General features: G+C 39.3%; 16 protein-coding genes, 1 pseudogene and 1 riboswitch. All 17 genes and pseudogenes read right to left on the bottom strand.

Translation table 11 applies throughout. The annotated features are described in order from the left end of the window. Nucleotides 1-2: 2 nt before the first annotated feature. A complete protein-coding gene (locus DW694_RS14995) occupies nt 3-1,571 on the bottom strand; it encodes a nickel ABC transporter substrate-binding protein (RefSeq protein WP_256164004.1) in 1,569 nt (522 codons plus the stop codon). A gap of 29 nt (nt 1,572-1,600) precedes the next feature. Continuing rightward, entirely contained in the window at nt 1,601-2,539 is a 939-nt protein-coding gene (locus DW694_RS14990) for an ABC transporter ATP-binding protein (RefSeq protein WP_118753253.1), read from the bottom strand. 9 nt (nt 2,540-2,548) lie between these two features. Next, nucleotides 2,549-3,340 carry an ABC transporter ATP-binding protein gene (locus tag DW694_RS14985; RefSeq protein WP_015526669.1) on the bottom strand — a complete coding sequence of 264 codons (792 nt, stop codon included), beginning with the start codon at nt 3,338-3,340 and terminating at the stop codon, nt 2,549-2,551. Next, on the bottom strand, nt 3,321-4,184 hold the full coding sequence (gene nikC / locus DW694_RS14980; protein WP_286187204.1) for a nickel transporter permease: 864 nt from the start codon (nt 4,182-4,184) through the stop codon (nt 3,321-3,323). The genes DW694_RS14985 and nikC overlap by 20 nt, the downstream gene beginning before the upstream one ends. Nucleotides 4,185-4,199: 15 nt before the next feature. Then, a complete protein-coding gene (locus tag DW694_RS14975; protein WP_015526672.1) occupies nt 4,200-5,129 on the bottom strand; it encodes an ABC transporter permease in 930 nt (309 codons plus the stop codon). A gap of 135 nt (nt 5,130-5,264) precedes the next feature. Further along, a riboswitch (cobalamin riboswitch) is annotated at nt 5,265-5,439 on the bottom strand. Between the two features lie 141 nt (nt 5,440-5,580). Continuing rightward, on the bottom strand, nt 5,581-6,939 hold the full coding sequence (locus DW694_RS14970) for an MATE family efflux transporter (RefSeq protein ID WP_015526673.1): 1,359 nt from the start codon (nt 6,937-6,939) through the stop codon (nt 5,581-5,583). A 155-nt stretch (nt 6,940-7,094) separates the two neighbouring features. Then, nucleotides 7,095-7,769, bottom strand: coding sequence for an ABC-2 transporter permease (locus DW694_RS14965; protein ID WP_059086423.1), 675 nt, complete (start codon nt 7,767-7,769; stop codon nt 7,095-7,097). Then, nucleotides 7,766-8,614 carry an ABC transporter ATP-binding protein gene (locus DW694_RS14960; protein ID WP_059086424.1) on the bottom strand — a complete coding sequence of 283 codons (849 nt, stop codon included), beginning with the start codon at nt 8,612-8,614 and terminating at the stop codon, nt 7,766-7,768. The genes DW694_RS14965 and DW694_RS14960 overlap by 4 nt, the downstream gene beginning before the upstream one ends. Nucleotides 8,615-8,616: 2 nt before the next feature. Then, complete coding sequence (locus DW694_RS14955) at nt 8,617-8,991, bottom strand: GntR family transcriptional regulator (protein ID WP_015526677.1); 375 nt, start codon at nt 8,989-8,991, stop codon at nt 8,617-8,619. Nucleotides 8,992-9,158: 167 nt separating this feature from the next. Further along, nucleotides 9,159-9,278 (bottom strand): annotated as a pseudogene (locus tag DW694_RS14950) (tRNA-binding protein); the annotation flags it as partial. A gap of 47 nt (nt 9,279-9,325) precedes the next feature. Continuing rightward, nucleotides 9,326-10,444 carry a PDDEXK nuclease domain-containing protein gene (locus DW694_RS14945; protein WP_118753269.1) on the bottom strand — a complete coding sequence of 373 codons (1,119 nt, stop codon included), beginning with the start codon at nt 10,442-10,444 and terminating at the stop codon, nt 9,326-9,328. A 31-nt stretch (nt 10,445-10,475) separates the two neighbouring features. After that, nucleotides 10,476-11,459, bottom strand: coding sequence for a WYL domain-containing transcriptional regulator (locus tag DW694_RS14940; RefSeq protein WP_110103172.1), 984 nt, complete (start codon nt 11,457-11,459; stop codon nt 10,476-10,478). Between the two features lie 38 nt (nt 11,460-11,497). Then, complete coding sequence (locus tag DW694_RS14935) at nt 11,498-11,818, bottom strand: TfoX/Sxy family protein (RefSeq protein ID WP_110103171.1); 321 nt, start codon at nt 11,816-11,818, stop codon at nt 11,498-11,500. A 35-nt stretch (nt 11,819-11,853) separates the two neighbouring features. Then, entirely contained in the window at nt 11,854-12,486 is a 633-nt protein-coding gene (locus DW694_RS14930) for a GyrI-like domain-containing protein (protein ID WP_015526682.1), read from the bottom strand. Between the two features lie 43 nt (nt 12,487-12,529). Next, entirely contained in the window at nt 12,530-13,324 is a 795-nt protein-coding gene (locus DW694_RS14925) for a hypothetical protein (protein WP_015526683.1), read from the bottom strand. Between the two features lie 38 nt (nt 13,325-13,362). Further along, a complete protein-coding gene (locus DW694_RS14920) occupies nt 13,363-14,607 on the bottom strand; it encodes a restriction endonuclease subunit S (protein ID WP_110103170.1) in 1,245 nt (414 codons plus the stop codon). Continuing rightward, nucleotides 14,600-16,234, bottom strand: coding sequence for a class I SAM-dependent DNA methyltransferase (locus DW694_RS14915; RefSeq protein WP_180214239.1), 1,635 nt, complete (start codon nt 16,232-16,234; stop codon nt 14,600-14,602). Before DW694_RS14915 ends, DW694_RS14920 begins: the two co-directional genes overlap by 8 nt. Between the last annotated feature and the right edge of the window lie 5 nt (nt 16,235-16,239).

Raw genomic sequence — 16,239 nt, 5'->3', positions numbered from 1 at the left:
TTTTACTCCACTACATCCAGTGTTGCCCAGTTAATGCCTTCATAGGCAGTCGGTGCAAGCTCTACATTGGTCAGTCTGGTATTGTTATAGATATAATCACGGTTCGGATAATACAGCGGCACTGTTACTGCCTGATCATTGATACGTGTGAGGATCTTATCGTATAATTCCGTCCGCTTTTCTTCATCCTGTGTCTTTAATACTTCTCCGAGATCTTTGTTCAGCTCCTCATCGTACCAGTTTACTGCCTTTGCTCCATCTTCCGCATAGAACATTGATTTCAGGAATCCATGAGGCATCCAGGAATCTTCATAGCTGCGGTAAATGCACAGATCGTAATCTCTGGTGTTCCAGATCTCATCATAGTAAGCCGCGGATTCTTTTTCTACCAGTTCAATACCTACACCGACCTTCTCATATTCAGATTTCAGGAATTCACAAAGAGATTTCCATGAAGCATATTCTTCAGTCTGGAATACCAATCTGAGGCTCAGTGGTTCTCCGTCTTTTTCTACAATACCATCTCCATCTGTATCCTCATATCCTGCTTCCTTTAACAGTTCCTTTGCTTTATCCGGATCATATGGATAGCCCTTGCTGTTTTCTTCTGTTACATAAGGAACTGTCGGAGACATAAGTCCGGTTGCGGGATTGCCGTAACCATCCAGCAGATCATTTACAATGCTTTCTTTATTTGTTGCATAGTTCAGTGCCTGACGTACGTTTATATCCTGAAGCGCCGGTGTATCATAATTTTCGATCAGATAGTAAGAAAGTGTGGAAACCTGCTGTTCTGTCGATAAATTTTTATCTGCCTGGATAATACTGAAGCTTTCGGATGGAATATCCTGAAGATTCAGATCTGCCTCTCCACTCTGAAGTGCCATCACTCTGGCATCACCGTCTACCACCTGTTTCAGAACTACTTTATCAATATTTGGTTTCTCACCGTAATAATTAGGATTTGGTACCAGGACAACCTCCTGACCGCTTTCATAACTGTCGATCATCCACATTCCGGTACCCACTTCCTGACAAAATTCTCCGTCTTCATCCAGTGCACTTTCACAGGTGAAACGGAATGGTCTTGGATAGCTGAATTCGATCAGCAGTGTATAGCATGGTTCTGCGAACTTAAATTCTACAGTATAATCATCTACCTTTGTAACATTTTCCAGTTTGGCTGAAAAGTTACCGATCACATCCTGTTCCACCCATCTGTTATAATTCCACATCACATTGTCTGCATTAAACTCTGTGCCGTCCGAGAATTTCACATCTTTTCTTAAATGGAACGTATAGGTTGTGCCATCTTCGCTGATATCCCAGGATTCTGCCAATGCCGGTTTGATTTCTCCATTTTCTCCGTAACGTACCAGAGGATCATAGATCATTTCATAAAGGCGAAAATCCGGACCACTTTTTACCGGGTCACAAAGTTCAGGCGTCAGATCAATGGAGGTCATTGCCGTAACTACTTTTTCCTCTTTTGCCTGTACATTGACACCTGTCAGTAAAGTTGCCGCCACCATGCTCAATGCTATCAGTTTTGCTACACGTCTTTTCTTCATTTCTTCCTCTCCTTTGTTTGTTTTATATTTTACAGCATATGACATGCCGCAAAATGTCCTGTCGCAATTTCTGTCAATTCCGGTATATGCTCTCTGCATATATTTGTACATCTTCTGCACCGGTTCTGATATGGGCATCCCTGTTCCGGAATGGTATCTGAAAATATTTTCTTTTCCTGCGATCCGATTCTTCGCATTTTCGGTTCTTTTACCGGAATAGAATCAAACAGATCTTTTGTATAAGGATGTACGGCAGTCTCCTTTAAGTTGTCTGTATGATCGATAAACTCGACCACGCGTCCCTGATACATAATAGCCACCTCTTTGCAGAGATATGGAACGTTGGACAGATCGTGAGTGATCAGTAAATAAGTCATCTCATATTTTTCCTGCAGCTCATTTAACAGATGCAGGATCTGCTTTCGTATGGAATAATCCAGACTGGATACCGGTTCATCACAGATCACAAGCTCCGGTCTTAATACCAACGCCCTCGCAATATTAGCTCTCTGACACTGACCTCCTGAAATCTGTCCAACATAACGGTTGCGGATATCCGGATCAAGCCCCGTCTGGATCAAAGCCTCCTTTACTCGCTCTTCATACTCACCCTCTTGCAGTTTTTCATGTAATTTCAAAATTTCCAGAATATTTTCTCCAATGGTATAACCGGGATCAAATACCCCACTGCTGCTTTGAAAGACCATCTGAAGGTTCTTGCGATATGGACGAAACTGCTTTTCAGACAAATCCTGCATTTCCTGTCCCTGAAACCAGAATTTTCCATCTGTAGGTTTCTCCAGGCCGGCGATCAGCTTTCCGAATGTAGTTTTACCACTTCCACTTTCACCGATCAGGGCCATGGATGATCCTGCATGGATTTCCAGACTTACATCATCCACTGCCTTCACAATTTTTTTCTTGCCATAATATTTTTTTAAATGTTCTGTCTTTAGTAACGTACTCATACTTTTCCCCTATAAAACTGCATCCAACAGTTTTTTTGTATATGAATGCTGCGGATGATAAAAGATCTCTTCAACCGTTCCGTTTTCCACTATTTCGCCGTCTTTCATGATCGAAACATCATCCGCGATCTCTGCCACCACACCCAGATCATGCGTAATAAATAACACGCCCAGATTTTCTTTCCTGGATAGCTGATAGATTTCTTCCAGGATCTGCTTCTGTACGGTTACATCCAAGGCTGTCGTCGGCTCATCTGCGATCAGATAATCCGGTTTCATGGACATGGCAATGGCGATCATAACACGTTGGCACATACCACCAGACAATTCGTAAGGTTTTTTCTTCATCAGTTCTTCCGGATCACGCAGATTCATCATCCGCAGACTTTCCAACGCTGCTTCCCTTGCCTGTTTTTTGCTCATTCTGCGATGTTTTCTCAGTCCTTCCAGAAGCAGTTGTTCAACTGTAAAAAGCGGATCAAGAGCAGCAGTCGGATCCTGAAAGATCATTCCGATCCTGTCTCCGTATAACTGTCGTTTTTCTTTTCCTGATAACTTCAGAAGACTCTTTTCGTTCAGTGTCACATCTCCGGATATCACCTTTCCATTTCCTGCAAGCAGATTCATGATCGTCAGAGAGGTAACTGACTTGCCGCTTCCACTTTCTCCCACCAGAGCATGGATCCTTCCGCGTTTTACTTCCAGGCTGACATCTTTTACTGCATGAACCATTCCGTGAGATGTCTGAAACTCCACATGTAGTCTTTTTACCCTTAGGACATCATTTTTGGGCTGTTCCATTCTGTATTCCCTCCCCCAGATAATTAAATGCCAGAACAATGATCATGATCAGTATGCCCGGATAAAACATCAGTCTTGGATAAGTCTGGATATAACTTCTACTGTCACTGAGCATGATCCCCCATTCCGGTGTCGGTGCCTGCACACCAAGGCCGATAAAGGAAAAACCGGCAATTGACAGAATGATCGAACCGATTTCCATTGTTGCCAGTGCGATCACAGATGGCAGGATATTTCTCAATACATGCCTAAATATGATCCTTGCGTGGCCGCAGCCGCCGGCTTTTAGTGCGGTCATATAATTTTTATTTTTTTCCTGAAGTGTCAATGCTCGGGCAAGCCTTGCATATTCTGCCCAGGATACGACCGATAAGGACAGAATCAGATGAGCGCCGCTGGCTCCTACGGTTCCTGCAATGGCAAGTGCCACAATAAAGACCGGCATAGCCATAAATACATCAATGATCCTCATAATTATGGAATCGATTTTTCCACCTACATATCCGGCAAACAGTCCGATAGGCACCCCGACACATACAGTAATCAGAAGCACCGTAAAGCTATAGCTCAGTGAATACCGGCTGCCCCAGAGAAGTCTTGATAAAATACATCGTCCCAGCTGATCAGTACCTAAAGGATATGCCGCCGACGGATTCTTTAATTTTATCGAAACATCCACAAGCAGTGGATCATGCGGCGCCAGTACAGGTGCAAAAATAGCTGCCAATGCAAAAATTATGACCACCATCAATCCTATTTTTGTTTTCGGTGACCGGAATACCTGTTTCCAGTACAGATTCTGGATCATGCTTTTTTCTGTTTTCTGCTTTCTTCTGCTTTCCATTCTATGATCTCTCCTTTACTTTAACTGGATTCGCCGGTCAATCGCAGAATAGGCGATATCCACAAGAAAATTTAATACTACAATGCCAACAGCCAGAATAAAGATAAAACATTGCAGCACCGGAGTGTCTTTTGAGATCACGGATTTCAATGCCAGATTTCCGATTCCCTGAATTGAAAAAATACTTTCTATCACAGCTGAGCCACAGAAAAAACCGATCACAATTGATACCAGACGTGTCAGCACAGGAATCAGGATATTTTTCAGACCATGACGCAAAATTACATTTACAGATGACAATCCCTTAGCTCTGCTGGCACGTATGTAATCCTGCTTCAGCACCTGTATCATATTGGTACGGATCAATCTCGTCATAATTCCAAAGAAACTGATATCCATGGCAAATGCCGCAAGAATCGGGATGCCTCCGGCATCTCCTCCGATCACGGAAATCACTTTTAGCTTTACTCCAAATATATAGAGCAGCATCAGACCGATCCAGAAAGACGGCATAGATACACTGAGGGACGACAAAATGCGAATGACTTTATCCAGAACTCTGTTTTCATAAATTGCCGACAAAATTCCAAGAGGGACTGACACGATCATCAACAATAAAAACGAAGTAACTGCCAGTTTAAATGTCTGTGGAAAATATCTTTTTAATTCCTCAAAAGCCGGTTTTCTGGTAGAATATGATTTCCCAAAATCGCCATGAAGTGCCTGATCCAGCCATTTCCCGTATTGTACCAGCACCGGCTGATCCAGTCCTTCCTCATGCCGTACTTCTTCTACCTGCTCCGGTGACGGATGCTCATATTTTTTCTCCGCCAGCACTCTGGCAGCATCACCTGCCGATATAAAACTCAACATAAAAATAATAAATGTAACCGCCAGCACTACCGGAATCATAAATATAAAACGCTTTGCAATTACTTTTCCCATTTTCATTTCTCCTCATTTTTCATCTGTTTATTCGGTTAAAATAAAAAAAGCTGATATGATCCAGCATCATATCAGCACAAAAAACAAACCTCTACCTCAGGCAGAGCTTATTCCTTCTGTATCCCATCCGAATCAGAATTCTTCTGTCAAAAAGGCAAGTCTCCTGACTCCAGTTCTTCCTACTTACCATCTTCCCGGATCTCTCCAGTGATATTTTGGTTTTCGTCCCTGTCACAGTAGCGGTGGCTGTTCTGGCATTTCACCAGATTCCTTATTAAGTACTTTGTACACCCTTCTGACTATTCAATTTTCATAGTTGTAAGTATCATAATATCATACTTTTCTTTTTATATAAATAGTTTTTTTGTCAAATATAAAATATCTGAACATTTCATAGTGAAACCCGGATATTTTCTGCCTGTATTATTATAGATCCCTTAAGTAAATAACATTATGTATGAACGGTGACTTCTTTATATTTCCGTATAATGATCATATAACTTACGAATAATAAAACAGCTGCACTGCTCCATGCACAGATCTCTGCATAGTATATTCCATCTTCACCGATCAGTTTTGGCAGCAGCAGCGCAACACTGACACGCATTATAAATTCTGCAATGCCGCTGGCAAGCGGAATCAAAGTATTACCCAGGCCCTGGATAGCGGAACGATACACATACAGCAGATACAGCACCCACAAAAAGACAGCCATGATAAACAAATACTTATATGCTATATCCAATACCTGTCGGGTCTGATCCGGTTCACCGGATACAAACAGGGACAGTACATTACGTCCAAACAGTACCATCATGCCGGAAATGAAAGCCGAAGTGAGCACTGCCATATAAGTGCCGCTGCGCACGCCTTTTCGAATCCTCTGATATTTCTTTGCACCAAGATTCTGGCCCACATAGGTTGTAATAGCATATCCATATGAAACGGCAGCCATCTCCAAAACCCCATACAGCTTGTTCGATGCCGTAAATCCCGCCACAAACAGAAAACCAAATCCATTGATCACATACTGTACCACAAGTCCTCCCACGGAGATGATCACATTCTGTATCGCAAGAGGAACCGCCAGTTCCAAAAGCCGCAGGCTCATAGAGGGCTGCCTGTAAAAGTCCTTCTTTTCCAGGCGGATATCCGGGATTTTACGTAATACGATCAAACAGTACAAGGCAGAAAATCCCTGCGCGATAACGGTCGCCACTGCTGCTCCGGCTATACCCCAGCCAAAAACCGCCACAAATAACAAATCCAGTCCCACATTGATCACTGCTGCCACTGTCATTGCGATCAACGGAGATCTGCTGTTTCCAAGTGCCCGAAGGATCGCTGCAAATATATTATAAGCAGCTATGATCGGGATTCCTGCAAAGATCAGCCGCAAATATAGCATTGTCAGATCAATGACATTATCCGGTGTCTGTAAAAATAAAAGAACATGATAAACTGTACCTTCACTTACTGCGAGTACGACCACAGACAGTAATGCTGTCATGATATAGCTTTTCGCTACTGCACATTTCAGATTTTCCTTTTCCCTTGCTCCATAATACTGAGATACAAGAATAGAAAAACCCTGTGTGATACCTGTCATAATCCCCAACACCAGCCATACCAGCCAATCTCCGGCACCTACTGCCGCCAGTGCTTTAACTCCTACCACTTGTCCGACGATCATGGTGTCTGCCATTGTATAAAACTGCTGAAAAATATTTCCAAGCATCATTGGTATGGCAAAAGTTATGATCAGTTTTCCGGGAGATCCGGCAGTCATATCTTTTTCATTAGTTCCCATAAGAATCTCCTTTTCTTTTCATCCTTGACCGCTATTTTACAAGGGACTCTTACGAAACACAAGCCTATTTTTTCACAAAGTTTTTCTCATATTTTTGGTAGCTATTACATCTTTATAATCATTATTTTTAATGGATCATCTTTGCCACGCCTATCTTAAAACTCTTTCTTCTTCATGGCGCTCATACTATACTTATACGAAGCAAACCATATAAGCAGACTTAGCACAATGAGGGCAATCCCGATTTCAAGATCCCCTATTCCCCCTATCATATGCAGAATACTTTCTTTTAATCCCAAGTTAGTCTTCACAAAAGATCTAATTGTATAACAAATCGCAAAAATAATTAAAATTGCGATTGGCAGCACAATTCGCCCTTTCTCTCCTTCGAACCTTATCCTGATCGCGATCATAATTCCCGCAATTGCCTGAAACACAAAAAATGTGATCAACTCCATTGCCAGCATTTCCAGATCAAACACCTCTTCAGGATTTATGAGTACCATAATTCCTGCACAGATCATTCCAATGCACCATCCACATGCTGTCATGATAAAGGAAAAAATATATTTTTCTCTGACATATATTTTTTTATTTACGGGTAAAGAAAATAAATATGTGTAACCATGGCCATTTTCATCATAACTGATCGTATTACCTGAATATATCGCCAGAACAGATGGGATATACATTGCAATGAAAGCAGCTGCCTTTTTTCCTGTAAGTATAAAAAACAATGCTACAAACACTAACACCAAAAAAAGATTACCACCCTGTCGAAAAAACAATCGAAAATCCTTTTCCAAAAGCCCTCTGATTCCTTTCATCATCTTTCGCCTCCTGTCAACATCAGGATCACCTGATCGAGTGATCCGCTCTCTACTACGATTTCCGGATAATTTTCTATATAATACTGCTTCTCGTTCGTCAGACAGGCAACTCCAAAAAACTCTTTTTTCTCTTTCAAAAGATACCTTTTGTCCACTGCCTGATATTGTTCCTCACTGACCTTCAACACTGCATATTTTTCAAGAATCGTATCCATCGCTTCATGAAGTACAATCTTTCCTTTATGTATCACATAAATGTCATCACACAGATGTTCTAAGTCCGAAGAAATATGTGAGCTGATCAGGATACTTCTCTCCGGCTCTTCTTCCATATACTCTCTTAAAATATCCAGCATCCTTTCCCTCGCTCCGACATCAAGCCCTGCTGTCGGCTCATCCAGCATCAGGAATTCTGCCTGATGTGTCAATGCAACGATCAGATTCAGCTTTGCTTTCATTCCTGTTGAGTACTCTTTTATAAATTTATCCAACGGAATCTGATATTCTTCACACATCTGATGAAATTTTTCTGCTTCAAACTTTGGATATAATTTGGCAAGGACTGCCTCAACATCTTTCCCTTTCAAGTATCCACTGAATCCGGTTTCTGCCAGGACAACTCCCAGCTCTTCTTTCTCTTTTTCACTTAACTCTTCCGGTATTTTTCCCAGGATCTTTATCTCACCGGCATCATAAGAAATGAGTCCGAGCACTGCCTTGAACAAAGTACTCTTACCGGCTCCGTTCTCTCCAACCAGACCGGTGATTCTTCCTTTTTCTACATTTAACGAACAGTCTAACTGAAATTCACCGTAGCTTTTCTTTACTCCTTTGATCTCCAACATAATCATTCATCCTCCATGATGAGTTCAAACAACGAACGGATCTCTTCCTCTTTCATTCCGCAGCGCCTTCCCTTCTGAATTGCTGCTTCCAGATCCGCCTCAACCTCTTTCCTGCGCTCTTCTTCCATCAGCTGTGTATTCGAAGCCGCTACATACGTTCCTTTCCCATGAACTGTGACTGTCATGCCCTCTGCTTCCAGATTGTCATATGCTTTCTTCACAGTAAGTGCACTGATCTTCAGTTCCTTTGCCATTGTTCTCACGGACGGCAATATATCATTTTCTTTTAACTCTCCGGAGATGATCTGCGCCTTGATCTGCTCCATGATCTGTTCATAAATTGGTACCATCGATGTATTATTGATTATAATCTTCATATGTTCCCTCCTGTTGCAAACAGTATATAACAGTATAATACTGTTGTCAACTGTTATATACTGTTTTGCAGTAGTTGACTGCCGGGATATATTTTTTAGCACGAAAAAAGCACCTCTCGGTTTTCTGATTATTAACTCTGAGAAGTGCTCTTGTTTTATATCTAATTTTAGTACAGCTTTGCACCTGCCGGGATTCTGTCATCTACCATCAGAAGGTTCAGTCCTTCATGACCATCTTCCTCAGGTACTGCTGAGATCAGCATACCCTCGGAATCGATTCCCATCATGAAGGAATTCATTCTGATCAAATGCTCTTATTTTATTTCTTTTTAACTCATTCAATGTTAAAAGTATAGTTTTTGTTTCTGTCTTCATTATCCTGCTGCTGAAGATAAAACATTGCCTTTTGAGTTTCAATCTCCGCTTTCAGTTCTTCTTTTGTCGGCAGGTATAATTTGTACTTGGAAGCAAATAATTGTTCATTGTCATGCATAACAGAATAACGGGCAATATCATCATCTGTATCGGAACAAAGAACAATACCGATTGTTGGGTTATCGCCCTCACTACGTTTCAATTCATCATACATACGGATATACATATCCATCTGTCCTACATCTTGATGTGTTATCTTTTCTGTTTTCAGGTCGATGAGGACAAAGCATTTCAGTATGTAATTGTAAAACACAAGGTCGATATAATAGTCCTGTTTCTCCGTATGGATATGCTGCTGCCTTGCCACAAAAGCATATCCCTTTCCAAGCTCCATCAAAAATTTCTGCAAATTGGAAAGAATACTTTTCTCAAGGTCACTCTCTGTAAAATCTGTATTCTGCGAAAAGCCTAAAAACTCCGCAACTACCGGATTCTTGATAAACTCCAACTTATCATTCTGATACGGTGCAGTCAGTTCCTTCATTTCACTTTCTACAAGCTCTTTTTTCTGAGTTTTGAGCATACGGTAATAATACTGAGAAGAAATATTCCTCTGCAAAGTACGGACACTCCAAGTCTGTTTTGCGGCTTCTTTCTCATACCAGTCGCGAGCTGCCTTCTCTTTAACCTGTAATAATGTTGCATAATGCGACCAAGACAGTAACCCAACAGATTTTCCAGACGATGTCTGGAAAATTTCAGGATAGGTCTTATAGAAAGAATAAAAGCTATATAGATTCGACTTTGTATAACCTTTTCCATATTCAGCCGATAATTCTTTTGCTAACTTTTTTATAATTTCAGCTCCATATTTTGCCCTATCCTCGCCCTGCAATTCTTCACTTGCAATTCTATAACCAAGGAGCCAATTTCTCTGTATAAGCGTTGTATTGACCGCTCGATATGCAGCTTTTTGTGAAGATTCGATAATCCCACACATATCTTTTAAGATGTCATCGGTTTTAACAAAATTATCCATAAAATTATTTTGACCGATTTTTTCTAATTTATTCTCCATAGCTACCGCTCCTTTGGATTTCATTTTCAAATTATTCGCTTTCCTGCATATTCTCATCAGCTTTTGCAATCATCTGTCTGTACTGTTCTTTCACTCTTTCCGGTGCAAGTATCTGTACTTTGCCATTGAAGCCAAACACCCAACCGAAAAAAGTAGGACTGGCTGATACTTCGGTCTGTACTCTGAAAGACGTCATATCATACGCAAGGGTTGTCACATCTTCTCCGAAACGGTCAACCATTGTTTTCATCAGGCTGTTATCACACCGTAAATCCACCAAAACTTTCTCGCCTGAGAACATAAAGAAAACTTCCTTTGTGTAATTCTCAATATCAAAATCATCAGGCATAGGAATAATGTCCTTAGCCAGTATCTCCGGCTTAGAAGCAATACGGTCTACCCTGAAATTGATAACCTTGCTTTTCTTCTCTGAATATCCGAGAACATAATAATAGTCCCCACACCAGAGAAGTTTATACGGACTGAACTTATACACTTCGCCCTTATTCTTCAGAACCTTTTTCTTCAATCCGGTATAATCATAATACTGAAAAGAAATCTGCTTACCTGCATTGATGGCATCATTTATAGCGTCGATGATATAATATATCTGCTCATTATCCGGCTTAATTCGATTGACCACATAGTTATTACGTTTCAGCTTTGCCACCTGTCCCGGACTGGTCATCGTATGTATCTTCTCAATCAGGGTTTCGCTTTTCTTCTTTGTAATGAACTTCGATGACTCTACTGCATCTATCAGCAGTTTCAGTTCCGGCAATTCAAACTTACGACTGGCTACAAAGTATTTGCTCTGAGTAGAATGGATAGTAACAATGTCCATCCCAAACTCCTGAAGTGCTGCAATGTCTTTTGTGACTGTAGTTCTATGTGCAGATATTCCGTACTCATCATTCAATATATTGATTAACTGTGTTGTGGAAAGAGGATTTTCTTCATCAGTTCTTTCCAGTAAAATCTTTTGTAAATATAAAATCCTTGGCTTTGTTTCCATAATTTTTATATACCTATCGCTCCATCAATAGTATCTGTCTACTTTTTCTTTTTAATCTTAGGTGCTGACAATTCATCGTACATTGCATTAAATAGTCCTGTTAAAAATTTCTTATTATCCACATCTTCTACAAGCAGCATTTCCTTTGCCCCATCATACGGCAATTCATAAGTAGCTGTCGGCATATATGAAATTGCTGATTTTATCGGTTTTACAAGTAATCTGTCATCATAAATTCCGCCGACAATTTTACCACGATAATAAATAATATATTCGCCCATCATCGCACGGTAAGTAATCTCGTCCAATTCTGCCAACTGCTCTAATACAAATTCCAAATATTCTTTACTTGATGCCATTAGTTGTCCTCTGACCTAATTTCATTTTACTCAATTTATGCCTTCTTTATTGGGTGTCTTATTACTGTTTTGCATTTCTCCGGTGCAACTTTTCTTGGGTCTGATAAATAGATTTCGTGATGGCGTCGCTCACCAGTAAAATCATTTACATAACCGTTTTCTTCAAGATATTTATCCATCATTGCCACGGTTGCAGGTTCATCATCAAAAGCTCCTATATGCATTATTTGTACGCACAAACCTTCGTCAATACTCAAGAACTCTGCACCAGAGCAATCCATCTTTTTCTTTTTTGAAGCAGTTTCCACCGCCCAATCAAAATCTTTCTTTGCAATAAAATCAGGCATACGAATAATAGAAATCCAGTTGAAAGCTGATTTGTTGGTATAATCTACACTTTCAACATTGTCCTGCCACCAAAATCCCTCAAGCGGTGGTACAACATATTCAAAAAATCCGTCTATTTTGTAATCCGTCTTATAACTCATCTTGAGAGTATAGGCAACAGCATACAAAACACCAATAGCAGTTTTATATTCCTCGCCTTCTTCATTAGGATTTCCTTTACCTCGTACTGCTATATAATTTGCCTTTGGAATTGCCACAATCTGCGGCTTATTCTTCGGCATATAAAATTCTTTATATTCTTTCTTAAAATCGAATGCCATTCATCATTTCCTCTCTGAAAAATCATTTTACTTACCTTATAATTTATAAAACACAATTTGTATATATTTCAAATAAGGCTAATAGGAATAAATCTTCCATTGTTTCTATGACTTCTCCATCGTATCCTCCCGGAGAACCGTATGATTTATCAATGTTTTTATTTTTATTCCCATAGATTGCTGAAAACTCTGCAATAACAGTAACCAACTGGCATGTTTCTATTCCTTCGCAACTTTCAAAATTATATTCTACCGACAACTGCTGAATTGGTGTAGCCTTTTTGTCATTACTATTAAACGCATTAGCCAAAACATCTGTAATATGATTTTGATACTCAAACTCTTGATGTGGAATTGGTTTAGCAGCATAGTATTCTAAGCTACGAGTAAAATACTTCCCTCCATCGTAAAAAACACTTTTATCATCAGGGAAGCGTTTATTTAGCACACTTTCTATTGCAACCAAACACTTTTCATAAATACTGTACTCACTGACTCGTAAATCCAAACCGCAATATTCCAAAATTCTATTTTGAACCTCTTTAGTACAACAGCAAAATTCTCTATACATCTCTCTGTTGTAATAAAACAAATCATTATACATCGTGGCTATTGCACATAATGGAATAAGCCCTCTATCCTTATAATATTTAGAGATGAATGAAACCGCTTGTGCTTTTACGCTTTCTTGATGACGCTGTTCATCTCGCTTGTCCTGCCTTTTTTCAAACCTCTCCATACGGTTGCTTTGTCTTATTTGCAGGACTGCAATAATAACCGTGACTATTAAGGCAACCACCGCACAAATAATACTTATCCAATCTGAAACACTTATCATATAGTTTTCCCTTCTACTGTAAACGATAATTTACCACATCAATCACTGATGGTAGCCTGACCGTTCATCAGCATAGGTATCAACCAATCACGCAATTTAATTAGCTCACTAGTTTCATTAGCGATTTGTTTTTTCATTTGATATATAGGTCGTACATATTCAGAAAAATTTTTAATTATATTAGCTGGAGGCAATATAATGTGGCTGTCCTGTAAATGTTCACTAGTTATATGCCCCATTGTTGTTTTTCTTGCTTCAGCTATCTTTATAAAATGTATAAGATATTCTGACAACTGCAAATATACATATTCTGAAGAAAAATAGCTTTTAGGAACGACTTTAAAGATGTGTTGATTCAATCCTGCATCAACCCCATACCACATTATTACCTCTAAAGATGCTGACCATGAAAATAAAATATCTCCTGAAGAAATAATATTTTTAGCAGGAATTGTTGATGATACACGCTCAGTGTCATTAGTAATGCCACCATTCATTTCACGTATTTTTACAACTGGCAATGAATGTTCTTCGTCAGATGGACGATATTTTTGACATGCAATTCCATTGATATAATCCGCTATATCATAAAGATTACCGGAACGCCAATCTTGAGGTATTTCTTGTTGGAGATTTTTGTTCCACACTAATTGTCCTCCTGATGAATGATATGGATTTCCATTTTCATCTGGAAAGTTAAATTGAATAAACCAATAATTGTAAAGTAGCTTAGCTTGCTGCTCTAAATTATCGTTTATCGCATTATTATTGGCAATTTTTTCATCAATAGACCATAACAAATTTGCAATTTTTTGTTGAGAAATCACATCGGGAATTTCAACCTCAACATCATAAATTTTTTCAGGCGATGTATGCTTTACCTTCGTACCTGATGAACTACGTTCTAACTGCTCTCTTACACTTTTGGTCATAAAAAGATAATATGCAAATAATTTGTTCAAACGTTTTTCATCACAAGTAATCAGTCCTATTCGCTGATTATGCAAGTATTTATTATTTTCAGGAACTAACGCTGTACTTCCTAAAAGTCCCTCTGCCTGTTGTGTCATGGCAACTATCAAATCGCCTTTATGACACAAATATTCCTTTGGATAAGTTCCTGTATAGTAACGTTCTTTCCCATTATTAGGCTTAAATCCACCTTTTTCAAAAAAGTTTCCCGGAGTCAAAATACTTTGTTCTCCATCTTCTGCAAAATACTCTCCCTTAAAAGCCCAACCATGCTTTACGGATAGTATTTCTCCAAGTTTCATTCTATTCATACTTTACCTTCTTTAACTGTTCCATAATTTCCGTTTTCAGTTTGTCGCCCTCCGCAAAATATTCCTGCAACTTCTCTGCATAGGCACTCATACGAGCATTAAACTCGTCCTGTGACAATTCAACATATTCAATTTTTACATCAAAATATTGTCCCGCTGCAAGTGAATATTTCTTTTCTTTGATTTCATCATAGGTAACAGCAACTGAAAAATCATCAACAGCTTCTTTATTAAGGAATGTATCAACAATCTTATCAATCTCAAAATCACGAAGTCTGCGTTTTTGATTATTACCGTCCTTATATTCTTCTCCCAGTTTTGAAGCATCTATCAGTACAACCTTATCTGTTTTTCTTGAATTATCGAAAAACAATACTGATACATTAGTTCCGGTATTAGCAAATACATTTGACGGCATACTAATACAGCCATAAACTATATGCTCGTCCACAATATGTTGTAGTATCTTCTTTTCTACACCTGATTTTGCGGTTACAAATCCAGTAGGAACTACAATCGCACCTTTTCCGGTTGATTTCAATGAATTAAGAACGTGCTGAATGAACAACGTATAAATTGCCATACTCTCTTTCTTCTTGGCAGGTACTTTCGGAACTCCCGCCCAAAAACGAACGGGCATTGCTGCTATACGTTCTCTTGTATCTGAGAAATCCATCTTAAAAGGCGGATTTGAAACTACATAATCAAAAGTTCTTAATTCCTGTCCATTATCACTCTTATGATATGGAGCAATCAGCGTATCTCCTTGAATTGCGTGGTCAAGAGAAGATACCAAGCTGTTCAGGATAAGATTAAGTTTTAACATTTTATTACTTCGCTGTGAAATATCCTGTGCAAAAATCGTACACTTATCTTCGCCAATTTTATGGGCAAGAGCCATCAAAAGTGTCCCTGTTCCGGCTGATGGGTCATAACACTCAATGCTATGTAAATCAGTTGCATTTCCAACAAGCAATCTTGCCATAATCGTTGCAATAGCGTGAGGAGTATAATACTCTGCATACTTACCACCGCCTGCGGTATTGTAGTCCTTTATCAGATATTCAAATATATCTGCAAAGAAATCATAGTGCTTCTCAAATGCTTCTTCAAAAGAAAAGTTTACCAACTTATCAACCAAAGCACGGGCAAAAGGTGCTCTTGCTGTATCGTCCGTTACATACTGTGTCAGCTTTTCAAAAAGCGGTATTTTTGTATTCTGAGCAGTCTGAGTTGAAAATATATCAATATTCTTATCTGCTATATCTGTCATCGTGCTGTCAAAAATCAAATCAAAATCGCCTTTTGCTTGCTGATTCCACAAGTTGGCAATGAGATGTTCCGGGTTAAGCAATGGAATATCTGACGGTAAACTATCAAAAATATCCAATCGGTCATCTTCCGACATTTCTGCATAAACAAGTTCCCATTTTTCGGCATTTTTAAGAACAGGACTGACTTTTTTTACTTCATATCCGAATTTATCATTAAGGAACTTATAAAGGAAAACCTGAGTGATAATTTTATATTCGTTACCATCGTTTCCCATACCATAGGTCTGACAAGTTGCTTTTAAGGCATCTATCAACTCTATGGTTTTTTCTTTTATCGTCTTTATTTCTTCCATTGTGT

This window comes from Ruminococcus sp. AM26-12LB, assembly GCF_003480785.1.
GTDB classification, from domain to species: domain Bacteria; phylum Bacillota; class Clostridia; order Lachnospirales; family Lachnospiraceae; genus Blautia_A; species Blautia_A fusiformis.
This window is presented reverse-complemented; position numbering and strand designations above follow the sequence as displayed.

Coding starts and splice junctions, on each gene's coding strand:
- DW694_RS14995 (WP_256164004.1), bottom strand. CDS start 1,571: ATGAAGAAAAGACGTGTAGCAAAACTGATAGCATTGAGCATGGTGGCG.
- DW694_RS14990 (WP_118753253.1), bottom strand. CDS start 2,539: ATGAGTACGTTACTAAAGACAGAACATTTAAAAAAATATTATGGCAAG.
- DW694_RS14985 (WP_015526669.1), bottom strand. CDS start 3,340: ATGGAACAGCCCAAAAATGATGTCCTAAGGGTAAAAAGACTACATGTG.
- nikC (WP_286187204.1), bottom strand. CDS start 4,184: ATGGAAAGCAGAAGAAAGCAGAAAACAGAAAAAAGCATGATCCAGAAT.
- DW694_RS14975 (WP_015526672.1), bottom strand. CDS start 5,129: ATGGGAAAAGTAATTGCAAAGCGTTTTATATTTATGATTCCGGTAGTG.
- DW694_RS14970 (WP_015526673.1), bottom strand. CDS start 6,939: ATGGGAACTAATGAAAAAGATATGACTGCCGGATCTCCCGGAAAACTG.
- DW694_RS14965 (WP_059086423.1), bottom strand. CDS start 7,769: ATGATGAAAGGAATCAGAGGGCTTTTGGAAAAGGATTTTCGATTGTTT.
- DW694_RS14960 (WP_059086424.1), bottom strand. CDS start 8,614: ATGTTGGAGATCAAAGGAGTAAAGAAAAGCTACGGTGAATTTCAGTTA.
- DW694_RS14955 (WP_015526677.1), bottom strand. CDS start 8,991: ATGAAGATTATAATCAATAATACATCGATGGTACCAATTTATGAACAG.
- DW694_RS14945 (WP_118753269.1), bottom strand. CDS start 10,444: ATGGAGAATAAATTAGAAAAAATCGGTCAAAATAATTTTATGGATAAT.
- DW694_RS14940 (WP_110103172.1), bottom strand. CDS start 11,459: ATGGAAACAAAGCCAAGGATTTTATATTTACAAAAGATTTTACTGGAA.
- DW694_RS14935 (WP_110103171.1), bottom strand. CDS start 11,818: ATGGCATCAAGTAAAGAATATTTGGAATTTGTATTAGAGCAGTTGGCA.
- DW694_RS14930 (WP_015526682.1), bottom strand. CDS start 12,486: ATGGCATTCGATTTTAAGAAAGAATATAAAGAATTTTATATGCCGAAG.
- DW694_RS14925 (WP_015526683.1), bottom strand. CDS start 13,324: ATGATAAGTGTTTCAGATTGGATAAGTATTATTTGTGCGGTGGTTGCC.
- DW694_RS14920 (WP_110103170.1), bottom strand. CDS start 14,607: ATGAATAGAATGAAACTTGGAGAAATACTATCCGTAAAGCATGGTTGG.
- DW694_RS14915 (WP_180214239.1), bottom strand. CDS start 16,234: ATGGAAGAAATAAAGACGATAAAAGAAAAAACCATAGAGTTGATAGAT.